This window comes from Rhodoferax sp. UBA5149, assembly GCF_002413825.1.
Taxonomy (GTDB): domain Bacteria; phylum Pseudomonadota; class Gammaproteobacteria; order Burkholderiales; family Burkholderiaceae_C; genus Rhodoferax.
On record NZ_DHXT01000085.1, the window covers coordinates 14,026 to 28,422 of the forward strand.

At 65.6% G+C, this 14,397-nt stretch carries 14 protein-coding genes and 1 pseudogene; 3 read left to right on the forward strand and 12 right to left on the reverse strand.

Going from position 1 to position 14,397, the window contains the following annotated elements:
* The 10 genes and pseudogenes from B3V69_RS07125 to gspG form a co-directional block, all read right to left on the reverse strand.
* Positions 1-413, reverse strand: a pseudogene (locus tag B3V69_RS07125) (type II secretion system protein GspE); the annotation flags it as partial.
* A gap of 15 nt (positions 414-428) precedes the next feature.
* Positions 429-2,486 carry a type II secretion system secretin GspD gene (gene gspD / locus B3V69_RS07130; protein WP_296445116.1) on the reverse strand — a complete coding sequence of 686 codons (2,058 nt, stop codon included), beginning with the start codon at positions 2,484-2,486 and terminating at the stop codon, positions 429-431.
* Between the two features lie 6 nt (positions 2,487-2,492).
* Positions 2,493-3,335, reverse strand: coding sequence for a type II secretion system protein N (gene gspN / locus B3V69_RS07135; protein WP_296445118.1), 843 nt, complete (start codon positions 3,333-3,335; stop codon positions 2,493-2,495).
* A 48-nt stretch (positions 3,336-3,383) separates the two neighbouring features.
* Entirely contained in the window at positions 3,384-3,881 is a 498-nt protein-coding gene (gene gspM, locus B3V69_RS07140) for a type II secretion system protein GspM (protein ID WP_296445120.1), read from the reverse strand.
* Positions 3,878-5,107, reverse strand: a complete 1,230-nt coding sequence (gene gspL, locus B3V69_RS07145; protein WP_296445122.1) for a type II secretion system protein GspL — start codon at positions 5,105-5,107, stop codon at positions 3,878-3,880. Before gspL ends, gspM begins: the two co-directional genes overlap by 4 nt.
* 16 nt (positions 5,108-5,123) lie before the next feature.
* Complete coding sequence (gene gspK / locus B3V69_RS07150; RefSeq protein ID WP_296445125.1) at positions 5,124-6,140, reverse strand: type II secretion system minor pseudopilin GspK; 1,017 nt, start codon at positions 6,138-6,140, stop codon at positions 5,124-5,126.
* Positions 6,141-6,145: 5 nt separating this feature from the next.
* Complete coding sequence (locus B3V69_RS07155) at positions 6,146-6,838, reverse strand: PulJ/GspJ family protein (RefSeq protein WP_296445127.1); 693 nt, start codon at positions 6,836-6,838, stop codon at positions 6,146-6,148.
* The gene (gene gspI / locus B3V69_RS07160; RefSeq protein ID WP_296445128.1) at positions 6,838-7,200 is read right to left on the reverse strand and encodes a type II secretion system minor pseudopilin GspI; all 363 of its coding nucleotides are present in this window, start codon (positions 7,198-7,200) and stop codon (positions 6,838-6,840) included. Before gspI ends, B3V69_RS07155 begins: the two co-directional genes overlap by 1 nt.
* 20 nt (positions 7,201-7,220) lie before the next feature.
* Positions 7,221-7,718, reverse strand: a complete 498-nt coding sequence (locus tag B3V69_RS07165) for a prepilin-type N-terminal cleavage/methylation domain-containing protein (protein ID WP_296445130.1) — start codon at positions 7,716-7,718, stop codon at positions 7,221-7,223.
* Complete coding sequence (gene gspG / locus B3V69_RS07170) at positions 7,690-8,133, reverse strand: type II secretion system major pseudopilin GspG (RefSeq protein ID WP_296445131.1); 444 nt, start codon at positions 8,131-8,133, stop codon at positions 7,690-7,692. The genes B3V69_RS07165 and gspG overlap by 29 nt, the downstream gene beginning before the upstream one ends.
* 47 nt (positions 8,134-8,180) lie before the next feature.
* Here gspG and B3V69_RS07175 point away from each other — a divergent pair, with 47 nt between their 5' ends.
* Positions 8,181-8,633 (forward strand): general secretion pathway protein C, encoded by a 453-nt coding sequence (locus tag B3V69_RS07175; RefSeq protein WP_296445133.1) that lies wholly within the window; start codon positions 8,181-8,183, stop codon positions 8,631-8,633.
* 13 nt (positions 8,634-8,646) lie between these two features.
* Here B3V69_RS07175 and B3V69_RS07180 read toward each other — a convergent pair whose 3' ends face one another.
* The gene (locus tag B3V69_RS07180) at positions 8,647-11,256 is read right to left on the reverse strand and encodes a sensor domain-containing protein (RefSeq protein WP_296445134.1); all 2,610 of its coding nucleotides are present in this window, start codon (positions 11,254-11,256) and stop codon (positions 8,647-8,649) included.
* 83 nt (positions 11,257-11,339) lie between these two features.
* Positions 11,340-12,020: a ribulose-phosphate 3-epimerase gene (gene rpe / locus B3V69_RS07185; protein ID WP_296445146.1), complete on the reverse strand. Its 681-nt coding sequence runs from the start codon at positions 12,018-12,020 to the stop codon at positions 11,340-11,342.
* 81 nt (positions 12,021-12,101) lie between these two features.
* On the opposite strand from rpe, the gene apaG reads away from it, so the two are divergent.
* Both apaG and B3V69_RS07195 read left to right on the forward strand, forming a co-directional pair.
* Positions 12,102-12,494 (forward strand): Co2+/Mg2+ efflux protein ApaG, encoded by a 393-nt coding sequence (apaG, locus tag B3V69_RS07190; protein WP_296445136.1) that lies wholly within the window; start codon positions 12,102-12,104, stop codon positions 12,492-12,494.
* Between the two features lie 11 nt (positions 12,495-12,505).
* Positions 12,506-14,397: site-specific recombinase (locus B3V69_RS07195; RefSeq protein ID WP_296445138.1), on the forward strand; the 1,892-nt coding region annotated here is incomplete at its 3' end.

Genomic DNA, 14,397 nt, shown 5'->3' on the forward strand with positions numbered 1-14,397 from the left:
CGCACACTGGAGTGGCGCTCATACGGCTCGATATGGATGTCGCTGGCGCCGTCGCGCGCGGCCTGCGTCAGCAGCGCATTGAGCATGCGGATGATGGGCGCGTCGTCCGAGGTTTCCAGCAAGTCCTCGATCGCCGGCAGATCCTGCATCATGCGCGACAGATCGGCGTCGCTCTCGACCTCGCTGACCACGGTGGCGGCGCTCGATTCACCCTGCGCGTAGGCCGCGCTGATGCGCTGAATCAGGGCCTGCGCGCTCAGCGCCTCCAACTGGTGCACCGGGTATTTGCGCATGATTTCGCTCACCGCGCTGGCGCCCGAGTCGGGATGCACGCACAGTGTCAGGTCACCCGACTCGTCCTCCAGCAGCAACTGGTGGGTGCGGGCAAAGGCGTAGGGCAGCGGGTAGCGCATGGCAGCCAATTCCGCTCAGGGTTGCGTGAGGATGGCCGGTAACGGCTTGGTCGGCGCAACCGGCAGGGCGGGCAACTGCGCGGCCTCGTTGATCGGCAGCAACTGGCTCGGTACCGGCTGCGCGTCTTTCATGCCGGTGCGCATCAAATCGTAGCGGTCCATTGACAAGCGATCGGCAGCCTGCGCGTCGCGCACCACCACAGGTCGCAAAAACACCATCAGGTTGGTCTTCTTGTGGGTGCGTGCATCGCTTTTGAACAGATTGCCAAAAAACGGTACATCGCCCAGGCCCGGCACTTTTTGCTGGTTGCCGGTAAAGTCGTCCTGCAGCAGCCCGCCCAGGACCACCACCGCGCCATCGTCGACCAGTACATTGGTCTCAATCGTACGCTTGTTGGTGATGGGGCCATTGGCCGAGTCGCTGGCGACGCTCGACACCTCCTGGTAAATGACCAGCTTGATGGTGCCGTTCTCGCTGATCTGCGGCTTGACTTTGAGCGTCAGGCCGACGTCCTTGCGCTCCACGGTGGTGAACGGGTTGACCGTGCCGTTGCTGCCGCTGCTGCCGGTGCTGGCAAATTGGCCGGTGACAAAAGGCACGTTCTGACCAATCGTGATCTTGGCTTCTTCATTGTCCAGCGTCAGCAGATTGGGGGTGGACAGCACATTGCCGCTGCCGCTGGTTTCCAGAAAGCGCGCCAGAAATCCCAGCACGTAGACGCCATTGGTTTGGTGCGCGATCCCCAGATTGAGACCCGGCCCAGGCGCCACCGCGCCGGTGGCGCCCTGCGTCGCCAGGTTGAGGATGTTGTTGCCGAGGGTGCCGAAGTTGGTGCCGAGCAGGCCAATGTTGGGGCTGCCCGCGTTGCCCAAAGCGCCCTGCCACTGAATGCCGAACTCAGCCGCCTTGTCCGAGCTGACCTCGGCAATCAGGCTCTCGACAAAGACCTGGGCGCGACGGCCGTCGAGCTTGTCGATGACGGCGCGCAGCTGCCGGTATTGCGGCTCGGGGGCGGTGATGATGAGCGAATTGGTGGCGACGTCGGCCTGTACTTGTCCGCCGGTGGCAGCGGCTGCGGCCGGTGGTGGCGCGCCAGCGGTCGCGATCACGGCGGCGGGGGCCTGGCCGGTCATGGCGGCGCGCAAGGTGGCGGCCAGCTTGGTGGCGTCGGCGTTCTTCAGGTAAACGACGTAAATGTTGCCGGCCCGGCCGTTGCTGCCGGTGTCGGCGGGCTGATCGAGTTTCTCCACCAAAGACTTCACCAAGGCCACGCGGGCCGGGTTGGCGGCGCGCAGAATCAGGGTGTTGCTACGCGGCTCGGCCACCAGGATGGTTTTGAATGAGGTGTCCAGCTGACCAGCGGGCGCGCCGGCGCCGGACGACTCCATCAGCCGCAGCACCAGCGGCGCCAGATCAACGGCAATCGCATGCTTGAGCGGCAGGATTTCGACATCGGTGGCGTTGGACACGTCCATGGCGGCAATGATGCGTGCCATGCGGCGCAGGTTGTCGGCGTAGTCGGTGATGACCAGCGCATTGGTGCCGGGGCTGACGTTGATGGTGTTGTTGGGGCTGATCAGCGGGCGCAGGATCGGCACCAGGTTGTTGGCTGATTCGTAGTTGAGTTTGAAAATCTGCGTGGTGATCTGGTTGCCGGTGGCGCCGCCACCCGCGTCGCTCACGGAGACCGCCCCACTCTGCAGCTTGGCGTCGGCCTCGGGCACCACCTTGTACAAGCCGGCTGACTCCACCATGGTGAAGCCCTGCAGGCGCAGTGCGGCCAGGAACTGGTTCATGGCGTCGGCACGGCTCACCGGTTTTTCGGTGACCAGTGTCAGCGTGCCCTTGACGCGCGGATCGACCACCACATTGGCGCCCGTGATGCTGGCCATGGTGCGCGCCACCGCCTCGATCTCGGCGTTGCTGAAGTTCAGGGTGACGGGCTCACCCGAGCGGCTTCCGGTCTGCGCCTGCAAATTTATAGAAAAAAGGCCGGTAGCTCCCGCCATTATTGCGCTGACAGCTATTGAATAAATAGCAGCTTTGGAGGACCGGAAGACGCGATGTTTCATACAGATTCAACCTACTTTGATGATGGCGCGTGCGCCGTCGCGACGCCCGATGATGTTCAGAAGATTCGACAAGGCGTCCAGGCGCTCCGCTGCGGCGCTGGCGATGCCGTCGAACCGGAGTCTTGAACCCACCCATTGGCCGGTGCCGGACAATTGTAGGCTGCCCTCCAGCGTGCTGAGCGCAAAGCTGGGCGCGGCGCCCCCTTGCAGCGTGACGCGGTAGCTGCCCATGGGCTTGAGGGTGGACAGGCGCGACGAGATCTGCGTGGCGTCGAGTTGGGCGCGCCCGGCCAGCAGCAGGCGCCCGGCCGCCCATTCCATCGTCAGCCCCTGCGTCGAAAGGTTCAACTGGCCTTCGGGCTGCACCGTGTTCCAGGGCGTGCCGAGCCCGGCCAGCGCCTGGGCCGGCCATTGCGACAGGCTGTCGGCCAGCACCAGCCGAGCGCCACCCCAGCGCGGCAGCAGGCTCACCTGCCAGGGCTGCCGCATGCAGCAGTCGGCGTTCAGATCGGCCAGCAGACCCAAGCCCTTGAGCCGAATCTGCCACGCCAGCCGTCCGGGCAGGGCGGCTGAATCCTCGCTGCCCGCACCGCCGGTCAGCGTGAGCCGGGCCGAGCCGTTCCAGACCGTGCCGCGCGCGTCTTCCAACACGATTCGCCCATTGAAGCCCTGTTGCACCGCTGCGGCGAGCCAGCGCGCCGGGGCATTGAGCAGTAGCGCCAGCAGCAGCCCGACTAGCGCCCCGGCCAGCGCCCAGGCCCGCGGTGATCGCAGGTGCGACGGATAGTGAGGTGTCGTTCCAGGCCGGGTTCGGGATGCTGTTCGCGGTGTGGCTGTGAGGCGGATCATGGCGCGGCGTGTGCGTGAGTGTGATCCGGGCGGCAGCTTGGCAGTCGCTCAGCGTGCGCTCAGGGTCAGCACCAGGGTACCGTCCCAGGTGAGCGCCGCGCCCGCGGCCCCGACCGCGCCGCGCACCAGCCGCGCCTCGGTTGGCACCGCGCGCGCGTTCAGGCGGGCCTGCGCCAGCCATTGCGCCAGGGCGTCGGCGGAGATGCCTTTGAGGGTGACCGTCACGCGCTCACCCGCCACCACCAGCTGCGCCGTGTTCCCCAGGGACTTGACCGAGGCCTCCAGCAGGCGCCGCGCGTCGGCCAGGGTGATGTGGGGCTGGGCCTGCAGCACTTTGGCCTGCGCTTGCAGGCGCTGCATCTGCTGCAGTTGCACGTCCAGCGCCGCGCGCTGCTTCTCGGCCGCCTTCAGGGTCGCCAGGGCCGGCGCCAGCGCCAGCCACCACAACACAGCCGCCAGCACCAGCGCCAGCGCGGCCAGCAGCAGACGCTGCTCGCGGCGGGACACCAGGCGCCAACGCGCTTGAAGAATGAGCAGCGGTTTCATAGGCCAGACACCTGTTTGATCAGCACGCTATCGCCCTCGCCGCTGACGGCGTAGCCCTGCGACCTGAGTTTGAAAGAGATCGAGGAGATCTCCTCCTCGCTGAGTTTGAGGCCCTTCAGGCGAGCCTCGCCAGCTATGAATTGAATAGCTGATGGTGCAGTACCGACGGGAGCTACAGAGCCAAAAGCAGCCAGGATGCTCTCCAGGTCGCGACCCGATGGCGCGCCACTGGCCTGCTGCAGCGCGGCCACTTCCTTGGCCATCTGAACCGGGGCGTCGATCACCACGCGCACGTTGGGGAAGGTGGTGGTCAGCACCTCGCGAATGGCCAGCCGCTGGACGCTGAGCAAGGATTGCTCTTTCCAGGCCCAGGCGTTCAAGCCCGCCAGGTTGATCGCCAGCAGCGCCAGCAAGGCCAGCCGGGCGGCGCGCCAGCGGGGCGAGCGCGCGAAGCTGCTGATCCAGGCCGACCAGCGCTTCCAGGTTCTGGCGCTGCTTGAATTCACCAAGTCAAACTGCGCCAAGTCCCAGGCCCCCTGCGCCGCCTGCAATTGGCGCTGCGCACTTTGCTGCAGCGTGACTGTGCGCTTGAACAGCTGCTCCGCCAAGGCGACGACGGCGGGCTCCGCCACAATGGTTTTTTCTTCCGGCCAGTTCAAAAGCGCGACCGAGGCCTTGGACAAGGGCCACACGGCGACGCTGCCCTGGGCGGCGCAAACCATGTGGGCGGCGTCGGGCTCGCCCATCACATACAGCGTGTCGCCGAGGGACTCGGGCGCGAACTCGGGCACGATGCGACTGACCGGTCGCCCGGACTGCTCCAGCGCTTGCAGGGCGGCTCGCAACCAGGCCCGCTCGCACACCGCCACCCACACCGGCGCATCGGTGGCGGGCCGGGGCTCGATCGCAAAATGCAGCTGCTCGGTGTCGTCCAGCAGGCGGTCTTCGAGCAGGCCTTCGAGCACCGAGCGCACGCGCAAGGCACCCCCTTCCTGGAAAAAATGACGGCCCAGCGTTCCTTTGGGCAATTGCACCTGGTGCCAGGACAGGTGCTGCGCCGTCACCACCGCCACCACGTCGCCGCCCGCTTTGCCGACCAGCGGCAACAAGGCCAGCGGCGCGCGCGACTGTTCGCCCAGGGTGCTGCCATCGGGTGTCAGAACGTAGTCGTACAGGGCGCCCGGGTCGGCAGGCTCGGGCGGAAGGGTGACGATCAGGGTGGTCATAAGTGCTTGTCGAGGGTCATTGTAGAGCGGCGCCAGCGGGCGCCACAGCGCGCTGGCGCCAGAGTGTTTTCACCTCCAGACCATCGCGCTGCACCACGGATATCTCTTGCACGGTGGTCTGTTCCAGGCGCAGACTGCCGCGCACTTCAAAGAAGCGCGATGACACGCTGTGCTGCGTCGCATCGAACTTGGCGGCGGCATTGCCGCTCATTTTGCTGGCATCGCTGAGCGTGGCCAGGTGCGTGACGTCGCGCTCACTCACCAAGTGGTGGGCGTTGGCCAGGTCAAAGCCGTCGATACAGGCGTAAATCACTTCGGCCGGGGCGGTGTTGAGGTTGACCGGCGTGCGCACCGGCAAGATCGTGATGAAAGGGCGCAACACGGCGATGCTGCGAGGCGACAAGCCGACCCAGGCCAACTGGTCTATTTCTCGCGGCCACAGCGGTGCGCCCGCCGTGTCCTCAGGAGCCGCTGTGGTCGGCGCTGCGGCAGTCGGTGCACCGCCGGTCGGCGTGCCTTGTGCCAGGCGCAGTTTGTCGATCATCAGCGCCAGTTCGTCCTCCGGCAGATTGAGCAGCTTGAACAGCCGGGCAAAAGCCGCCTGGCTGGGCTCGTCAATTTTCCCGCCTTGCACCAGGTTGAACACGTTCAGCCGTGACTGCAAATCGGTGATCTGACCCGACAGAAAAGCCTCCTGCGCGGCATCGGCCGCCTGCGCGTCGCTGCGGTCGGCGGCCAGAAAGGTCGACAGACGCGCTTGCGCCAGCGGCACGGCCCAGGGCTCGGCCAGATGGTCGGCGCCGCCTTTGCGGCCATCCTCGCGCAGGATCAGCCGCGCCCAATCGAGGGCGCCGGTCAGTATCCAGGCCGACTGCGTGCGGGCGCGCTCCGCTGTTTCGACCTCAACCGCGCGCCATTGCTGCCACAGCGTGGCGGACGCCAGCGTGGCCACCAGCACCACGGTCAGCATGGCGGTCAGGATGGCGGCACCGCCTTGCGCCGCGCCGCCCGGAGGCCGCCTTGCTTGCTTCATTGGCCTCATTTGCCACCCCCCACAGTGGGGAGCACCCAATCGCGCGTCAGCGTGCCGCTGATCGCCTGGCCCGCGCTCAGCGTCAGCACCAGACGAATGCCGTCCGGAATCGCTGACGCGCCCGCCGTCTGGCCCGCGGTGGCCGCGCCTTCGCTGGAGAGCGGGTTGCTCCAGGCGTCGCCGCGGAAATAAAAAATTTGCCACTGATCGAGTGCCGCTACCCGGACCTCACGCTGTCGATCTTCCGCGCCGGGGTTCTGCGCCCACTGGGCCGCCGTTTGCCACGCCGATTGCAATTCATCGCGCGTGGTCAGAGGCGGCGATTGCCAGCGCAGCCACTGGCCACCGCCTTCCATGTTGCGCCGGGTCCACGCCACCACGCGCAAGCCCTCGCCCGGTGTGGCCGTGCCACGGCGCAGGATGCGCAGGGCGCGGCCGTCCCAATCCAGGCTCGGGGTGTTGGGCTGCGGCGCCAAGGCGTCCAGGTCAGCGCCCCACTGCGCCAGCCCGGCCTGCAGGGCGAGCACGTCGTCCGCGTGCTGGCGCATCTGCGTCTGCGCGCGCGTCATGCCGTCCAGACCGCGCCAGCTCAAAGCCGCCATCAGCGCCATCAGGCCGATCGCCACCAGCAACTCAATCAGCGTGAAGCCGCGCAGACCGCTCGCAAAAAGACCTCGACGAAGTGGCCGCTGACCCATCAATAGCGCCCAACCACCGTGGACAAACGCAACACGGTGGCCTCGCCACTGAGCACTTGCGCGTCCACCCGCAAAAAGTTGGGGTTGGGCGTGGCCCGCACCGCCAGTGCCACGGTGAAGACCTGACCGGCCTGCTCACAGGCCACGCTGCTGTCGCCGACGCCGGGCATCTGTTTCGCCAGGCGCACCTTGACCAACTCATTCTCGGCACAGGACTGGGCCAGCAAGACGTCCGACTGGCGCTGCGCGTTGCGGGTCAGGGCGGCGGTGGCTTGCAAACCCGCCATCAAGGCGATCGCCACAATGCCCAGGGCCACCAGCACCTCGATCAGGGTAAAACCGCGCGCATGAAATTTCTTCACGACCTGACCTGTGATCATCTTCACGGCACCAGGGGCTGCACGGCAAAAGGGCGTACGCCGTCCGTCGCCAGGCGCACCGTTTTACTGGGTTGACGGCGTGAGATCAGCACCACTTCTTGCGGCTCAAGAATGGGTTCGGGGCCCAGCAACAAGACCTTCATGACCGTGCTATTCACAGTGTCTGCCACGCCCGTGTCGGGGTCCAGCCATTGCTCGGGTAAATCGGAATCCGGCGGCCCGGAGGGCGTCAGTCCTTCAAAGCGAAACCCTTGCGCGGTGGCACGCCAGCGCACCGGCAGACCGCTGACCCGCGAGCGCGCCCGCGCCGACTCCAGCAGCGCCGCCAGGCGCTCGCCGTCGCGCTCCAGCTGCACCATGGAGGTGTCGCGCATCGCAAAGCCGACGCCCGCTGAAGCCATGGCGACGATGGCGACGACCACCAGCAACTCCAGCAGCGTGAACCCGGCGCTGCGGCGACGGTCACCGCGCCTAGGGTTGCCAGCTGCCGATATCTGCATTTTTACCCTCGCCGCCGGCTTGGCCGTCGGCACCGAAGGACATGACGTCGATCTCACCCTTGACGCCGGGGTTGATGTAGACATAAGGCTTGCCCCAGGGGTCATTGGGCAGCAAATCCAGGTAGGACTTCCAGTTCGGCGGCACCGGGGCGATGGTCGGCTTGGTGAGCAGTGCCTGCAAGCCCTGCTCGGCCGTCGGGTAGCGCTGGTTGTCCAGTCGGTAGAGTTTGAGCGCCTGCATCAGGTTGTTGACGTCGGTCTTGGCCGCCGTCACCCGCGCGTCGTCGGCGCGGTCCAGCACGTTGGGCACGATCAAGGCCGCGAGCACCCCGATGATCAACAGCACCACCATGAGTTCGATCAGGGTAAAGCCGCTCTGAACCCGGCGGCGCAAGGTGGAAAAATTTGTTTTCATGGCGGGCAATCACTTTAGATCTGGTTCCCTTCAATGATAATCGACCCATGAAGACCCCATCACGCTCCCTCTGGTGGCTGCGCATTGCCACTTTTTTGCTGGCCGCCCTGGCCGCCGCCAGTGCCACCTATTGGGTGCTGAAGTTGATGGCCGTCGCTCCTCCCAGCCAGCACGCCGCCGTGGTTTTTTCTGCCCCGCCCGCGGCTGACCCGCTGGTGGTGGCGCGCTTGCTGGGTGGTGGCAAGACGGGCGTGGTGGCGGCGCTGGTGGACAGTGCCGCCAGTCGCTTCAAACTGATTGGCGTGGTGGCCAATCGGGCCAAAGGGGGTTACGCCCTGATTTCCATCGACGGCAAACCGGCCAAACCTTATCGGGTCGGCGCTGCGGTGAACGACGCCCTGGTGCTGCATTCGGTCGCTCCGCGCAGCGCGGCCCTGGCCGCCAGCCGTGACGCGCCGGTGTCATTCACGCTGGAGCTGCCAAAGCTCGGCCCGCCGTAAGCCCGGTGCGGGCTTATCCAGGCCGTGATGGCGGCGTTGATGCCTGCGCCGCCATCCACTGAATCAGCGCGGGCAGCGCCAGCGGTTGGCTGAACAGATAGCCCTGCCCCTTGTTGCAGCGCAGCGCCCGCATCATGTCGGCTTGCCCGCTGGTCTCGATGCCCTCGGCCACGGTGGCCATGCCCAGTGTTTCCGCCACCAGGATGGTGGCTTCGATCAGCACCCGGTGGTAGTCGCTGGTCTGCGCCATGCTGACAAAGGAGCGGTCAATCTTGACGGTGTCGACCGGCAGCTCATGCAGACAGGACAAGGATGAGTAGCCGGTGCCAAAGTCATCCAGCGCCAGGGTCACGCCGAGCGACTTGAGCTCGCGCAACCTGGTTTTCACAACGGCGTCCTGGGCGGCCAGGCTCTCGGTCACTTCGAGTTGAAGCTGTGCCGCCGCCATGCCACTGGCACGCAGCACGTCGCGCACATGGCTGATCAGGGCCGGTTCACGCAGCTGCGCGCGGGACAGGTTGACCGACACCGAGCGTGGGGCACGCTCGCCCAGCACGGCTTGCAGATGCGCGAACCCGGCACAGGCGGTTCGCAGGACAAAGTGGCCGATCGGCTCAATCAGGCCGCAAGCCTCGGCCACCGGTATGAACTCAACCGGTGACACCAGGCCGCGCAGTGGATGGCGCCAGCGCACCAGCGCCTCCATGCCTGCCAGCGCACCGCTCGCCAGGTCGACCAGCGGCTGGTACACCACAAACAGCTCCTCCTGCGTCAAGGCCCGGCGCAAGTCAGCCTCCAGCACCACATCATCGCGCACGCGCTTGTGCATGGCGGGTTCGAACAGGGCATAGCGTGCGCGCCCGTTGCGCTTGGCCTCGTACATGGCAATGTCGGCGTCGCGCAGCACGGCTTCGACGTCACCGGCGGCATGCGTTGAGGTCACGATGCCAATGCTGACGCTGGAGTTGATCGTGTGGGGCCCGATCACATAGGGTTGCGCCAGCACCTCCAGCAGGCGGGACGCCACGACTTCGGCATCCAGGTCGCCCCGAATGTCATCCAGCACCACGACGAATTCATCGCCGCCGATGCGCGCGGCGAGCTGGCCGAAGTCGCTGCTTTGGGTATAGGCATCGCCGGGTCGCAAACTCTGCTGCAGGCGTTGCGCAATCTGGCGCAGCAGCGCATCGCCCACGCTGTGCCCCAGGGTGTCGTTGACCTGCTTGAATCGGTCAAAATCCATGAACAGAACCGCAAAGTTGTAACCCGCTTCGGCCTGTGCCCGGCTGATCGCGTCACGCACGCGTTCCATCACCACGGCGCGGTTGGGCATCTGGGTCAGGGTGTCGGTTCGGGCATTTTCACGCAGCTGCTGTTCCAGTAATTTTTGGGCATTGACGTCAAGGCAGACGCCCGCCATGCGCAGCGACCTTCCGTCCGGACTGCGGTTCACCACGGTGCCGCTGAACATCATCCAGAACCAGTGGCCGCGACCGTGTCGCAGGCGAATTTCCATCCGGCTCTGGATCCCGGTGTTGGCCATTTGCGCCTTGATGAAGGACAACCAGGCCGACGCATCGTCCGGGTGAATGTGCCGCCCCCAGATCTCCGACGTCATTTCGAGATCGCCACGCCGGTAGCCAAAAAACTCCAGCAAGCGGTCATTGCAGGTCATTTCGTCGGTGACGAAGTTCCATTGCCAGGTGCCCAGACCGGCGCCATCCACCGCCAAGCTCAGCAACTGTTGCTGGACGCGCTGTTCGGTCACGTCGATCATCGACAACACCACGCCAGCAAGCTCTCCCTGCGCGTCTCGCAAGGGTTCGGTATTCACCGTCAACCAGCGCAGGTCACCGCTGGGCCGGATGTGACCCAGCAACTCACCCCGCAGACCCTTGCCGCTGCGCAAAGTACGCGCCGTGGGCAGCTTGTGGGCCGGGTAGGGCGTCAGGTCATCGCGCACGCTGCTGGCGGCCACCGACGCCCAGTCGACGTCCATCAACTGGTCACGGCTCATCCCCGATATCTCGCAGGCGGACGGGTTGCAATCCAGCACCGCGCCTGTTTTTGACTGCACGATCACGCCCACCGGGAGCGCGCTGAACACCGCCGCCATTTTCTGGCGCTGATTGACCCGCTCCGTGATGTCCAGCGCCAGCACCAGAAAGCCGGACAGCTGGTCATGCGCATCGTGACTGGGTTGATACTCCACATTCAGCCAGATGTTTTGACCTTGATGACCGGTGATCAGGATCTCCATCTTGACACTCAGGCCACGATCCAGCTCTTCACTCAAGAGCGCCATTTCCTGCGCGTCGTTACCTTGCGATGCGACGAAACTTGTCAGCCGTTTCCCCTCGGCTTGCGACAGGGTCAAGCCCAGGCCTTTCAAGGCAGACTGGTTGGCCCAGAGGATGGTGCGATCAGGCGTGGTGGTGACGACCCAATTGCTGGTGCGCTCGGCCACCAGCGCCAAAACGTCCATGGCCGGCGCCTGTGTGGCCAGCGCTGGCGGGCTGGCGGGTTCGCGCAAGCTCTCGGTCGCTGGCTCATCAATGTGACCCGCGTGCGCTCCAAACCCGCGGCGCCAGCGGGCCCTGAGTCGCTGAAATAGTTCACGCATGCGTACGGCCCCCGAAAGCCTTACCTCCGCTTGTGTCGGATGAAGAGGTGCATGCTAACCGAAGGCCGCGACGCGGGGCCCTTTCATGACAGCGCCACGCGCATGGCGTCCACCACCGCCTTGTAGTCGGGTTTGCCGAAAATGGCACTGCCCGCCACGAAGGTGTCGGCCCCGGCATCGGCCACGCGGCGGATGTTGTCGACCTTGATGCCGCCGTCGACCTCCAGGCGGATGTCCTTGCCGCTGGCCGTGATGCGCCGACGCACGTCCTCGATCTTGCGCAGCGCCGAGTCAATGAAACTCTGGCCGCCAAAGCCCGGGTTGACGCTCATGATGAGCACCAGGTCGATGTCCTCAATCACCCAGTCCAGCACGTCCAGCGGCTCGGCCGGGTTGAACACCAGCCCGGCTTTGCAGCCCTTGGCCTTGATCGCCTGGATGCTGCGGTGCACATGGCCCGAAGCATCGGGGTGAAAGCTGATGAGGTCGGCCCCGGCATCGGCAAAGGCCGCAGCCAGCGCGTCAACCGGCTGCACCATCAGGTGCACGTCGATCGGCACCGCCACCCCGGCGGCGGTTTTGGCGTGCGGTTTGAGGGCGCTGCAGATCATCGGGCCAAACGTGAGGTTGGGCACGTAGTGGTTGTCCATCACGTCAAAGTGGATCCAGTCGCTGCCGGCGGCAATAACGTTTTTGACTTCTTCGCCCAGGCGGGCAAAGTCGGCAGAGAGAATGGAAGGAGCGATGCGGTAGGTCATGGCCAGAGTTTAATCAGTTGGGGACAGCGCTGGCCCTTGGCGTGTGGCGGCGGTCTGTCCCGCAAGGTTTCAGGATAGCATTGCAGTATGTCCAAGTATCAATTTCGCGTTGAAGTCGCGCCCCGCTATCTGGCCGAGCAATCGGCACCGGAGCAGGGGCTGTATGTGTTTTCGTACACTGTCACCATCACCAATGTCGGCCAGGTAGGCGCGCAACTGATCGCGCGCACCTGGAACGTGAATGACGCCAATGGCCACACCGAACGCGTCAAGGGGCTGGGCGTGGTGGGGCAGCAGCCGCTGCTCAAACCAGGTAAGGCCTTTGAATACACCAGCGGCACGCGTCTGCGCACCCCCACCGGCACCATGCACGGCAGCTTCTTCTGCGTCGCGGAAGACGGTGAAAAATTTGACGCCGACGTCCCCATGTTCGTGCTGGACGCCCTGAGCGCGGGCGGCGGCACGCGCACCCTGCATTGACGCGGCGCCGCATGAGACCGCTGCGCGATCTGCCGGAACTGCTGGAGGCGTTGAACCCTCAGGCCCAATTGGTAGAACGGCACTTGTGGTTGATTGCGTTGTTCGAATGGCTGCGCGGCGACTGCCGTTCGGTGCCGGCGGCGCTGGCGCGGCTTGGGCTGTTGCTGGACGCCGTGTCAGCGCGCCCCGAGGTCGAAGTGCGCTGGCGTGCCTGGTGGCAGGCCCTGGTGGACAGCATTGACGGCACCACCCTGCTGGCCGACTACGGGTTTGCGTCGCGCAGTGCCTTTATTAACGAATTTTTCGAACGTGTTCGGCTGAAACTGTTGCCCTGCACGCCCGAAACGCTGGACGCCTCGACGCTGTTCTCCCTGGTGCTGTCCAACGGCTTTGATGCCCAGTGGCTGGCGGCACTCGACGACATCACGCTGGCGCGCATCCAGGTATTGCTGCAGCCGCCAGCGTCGCCGCCAACGGCGGACGATGCGCGGCCCGCCCTCTCGCAGTGGCAGGGCACGGTGCTGGAGGCGCTCACTTTTTGCACCAGCCAGGTCAGCGCGGCCGGCTTCGCCCCCGAGTTGCGCCTGCGTATGAGTGCGCCGGCGCGCGAGGCCGGCCCTTTTCATTGCCTGGTGCGCGACTTTGAAACCCTGCGCGACATCTATCTGGCGGCACCGGAACTCGACAGCGAGGAACGCCAGGCGGCGCTGCAACAGTTTCGCGAACGGCTCGAAGCCTGTCGCAGCGCGGCGGCCACGGTCTACACCCATCTGGACGCGCATGGCATCTCCGTCAACCTGGTGTTTCAGCTGCGCCAGCTGCGCGAACGGGTGCTGCGCATCCGTGCCCTGCTGGACTGCCTGATGTCGGCTCACCCGGCCGCCAGCACCGCGCGGCTGCTGTCGCACCTGGTGACTGTCGGCCAGGAGCGGCGCAGCCTGCGCGCCCTCATTGCCTCCAACTCCTCCATGCTGGCGGCCAAGGTCGCCGAGCGCAGCTCCGAGACCGGCGAGCACTACATTACCCGCACGCCGACGGAATACCGCGACATGCTGCGCCAGGCGGCGGGTGGCGGCGCACTGACCGCCGTGACCACTTGGCTGAAGTTCCTGGTGATGGCCGTCGGGCTGTCGGCGTTCTGGGGCGGTTTTTGGGCCGGCGTGGCTTATGCGGGAAGCTTTGTCGTCATGCAGTTGCTGCACTTCACGCTGGCCACCAAGCAACCGGCCATGACGGCCCCCGCCATGGCGGCCAAGCTCAAGGACCTCAGCGATCCTTTCGCGCTGGACACCTTTGCCGACGAGGTCACGCACCTGGTGCGCTCACAGGTGGCGGCGGTGCTGGGCAATGTGCTGATGGTGTTCCCGGTGGTGCTGCTGATTTCAGTCACCCTGCAGATGCTCACCGGCCACCCGATGATTGACGCCAAGGAAGCGGAACACGTTTTCCACTCGCTCACACTGCTGGGACCCAGCGTCCTGTTTGCTGCTTTCACCGGCGTGCTGCTGTTTGCGTCGAGCATCATCGCCGGCTGGGCCGAGAACTGGTTTGTGCTGCACCGGCTCGATTCCGCCATGCGCTACAACCCGCGCATCACCGCCCTGCTGGGGGTGGCGCGGGCGCAGCGCTGGGCCGGCTTCACACGCGCCAATATTTCAGGCTTCGCCTCCAATATCTCACTGGGGTTCATGCTGGGGCTGATCCCGCCGTTTGCCGCCTTTTTTGGACTGGGGCTGGATGTGCGCCACGTCACCCTGTCGGCCGGGCAACTGGGCGCGGCATGCGCGGCACTGGGCTGGGACGTGGTGCGTGAGCCGGCGCTGTGGTGGAGCGTGGCGGCCCTGCCCGTGATCGGCGCCTTGAACCTGGGCGTGAGTTTTTACATGGCTTTCCGGCTGGCCTT